The 1,610-nt window shown below is 53.8% G+C and carries 1 protein-coding gene; it reads right to left on the bottom strand.

Going from position 1 to position 1,610, the window contains the following annotated elements; translation table 11 throughout:
- Positions 1-690 precede the first annotated feature (690 nt).
- On the bottom strand, positions 691-1,017 hold the full coding sequence (locus WBG04_RS19365) for a hypothetical protein (RefSeq protein ID WP_424316365.1): 327 nt from the start codon (positions 1,015-1,017) through the stop codon (positions 691-693).
- Between the last annotated feature and the right edge of the window lie 593 nt (positions 1,018-1,610).

Here is a 1,610-nt window from a genome sequence, read left to right as displayed (position 1 = left end):
CTAAACGCCCTCCAGAAGGCCTCGAGCCCGCTCGTTCCCATCATCGCCGAACTCCGCAAAACCAAACCCAAATTCTGCGAACAATTTGCCTGAAATTCACTTGTCAGTCTGCCTCAGTGGTTTGTTGGGCATTTTTGATTCTCGTTGCGTGCTTGGTCACAGCCGAGCCAACAAGAGCACCTATCGCTATCCAGATGATCGGAAGGCTAAGGCGGTCGGGGTGTACCTGATCGAGCCATGCGTCAGAGGATACCCATGGGGTAATGTCGTCTGGATCGTGTCCTAGTGTATCCGACTGTGCGTCCGGCCCCTCGGAATAGATGTAGGTAATCTCACTGCCCCCTGAGGTGATCACTCCCTTTGCGTATGGATTGTTCCATGGGTCTATTGGAAGCTCCTCTGGTTGATTCGAATTGAGCACCTGCAGATCTGCCATGGCGCGTGAGAAGCGTGTCTCATCTCCAACGCGCCGCTTGATTCTGACGAAGAGGGCAATGACGATTATGCCGATCAATAGAAGAGTCCGCAACATGGTCTATTTTTCTGCCCAACGTTTGAGGACAGGCGGCGCCGGTGAATTACGGCGGCGCTCCGATCCAGTTGGGAAGATTGAATCACCAAAACGGAAATTCAACAAGGCCGCTGATAGGCGTCGTCCTGATCCGGCTTGTTCGGCTTGTTGTTTGTTATTCAGCCAGCGTCCGAACCGGACAAAACATAGTCGTCATGTGCTTCGTAGATGGCCATGGAGAGCTTCTCTCGCAACTGATTAGCTTCGTCTCTAGAGCTGATGGCAAACAGGTAGTCATCGAGGTCCTCATACCAATCAACCTGCAATCCACGCGGCGTTTGTCGCATCTCTGTATCGAACTTGCGGCTTACCCCGGCATCGTCAAACAACATTACCTCGTAGAATGCGATGACAGGAGCATCTACTTCAGTCCGCTGGCCCGCACTGAATAGGATGTCCTTGTAAGGCCTTCGCTGAACCTGGGTGATGCTCTCAATCTGGTTCATATTTCTCGGCCGAACGTTTGAGGAATGGCGCGGCGATGAGAAGCTCCGAATTCAACAAAGCGGCTTATTCGCCGTCGCCATGTCCGGCTTGTTCGCTTCGTCTTTTTGTGTAGCGGACAGAGCGGACATCGGAGGAACCATTCCGTCCCCACGAATCCCAATCAAGATCGAGAATCTGCCCGTCATCCAGAACTGAAAGGTTGGTTCCAATATACGGGGAGGACGATGGCAGTATCAGGCGACGTCCGCCCGATGAGTTGGGCTCAGAAAGCATCCCTACAAAGCGAAACTCATCGGGACTCGAAGAATCACCTTTCGGCGGCTGCCATAGGAGCTGGCCATCGCTCTCAATCCTGATGGCTTCGGAGAGCGGTCCCATGTATGTCCCCGCCAACGGATCAGGCGAGCAACTGCCTAGGAATCCTGTAGACAACAAAAGGATGATGCGGCGAGCTCGGCTCATTTCTTTAGCGATCAAGGTAGAGACGTCGGTTGCCCGACGCCCCCCTCACAGATCCCGGCGTGCGGAATTACCGCACCGGGCTCCTCGGGAATGCGCGCAGGTGGAACTTCGATCATGATTGGTTTCTTGT

The sequence above is a fragment of the Haloferula sp. genome, from assembly GCF_049672945.1.
Lineage (GTDB): Bacteria > Verrucomicrobiota > Verrucomicrobiia > Verrucomicrobiales > Akkermansiaceae > Haloferula.
Note: the sequence above shows the minus strand (reverse complement) of the source record. Positions and strands in the feature narration are given on the sequence as shown.

Bases quoted from the DNA above. Each gene is read 5' to 3' on its own strand.
- WBG04_RS19365 (WP_424316365.1), bottom strand. From the start codon at position 1,017: ATGAACCAGATTGAGAGCATCACCCAGGTTCAGCGAAGGCCTTACAAG.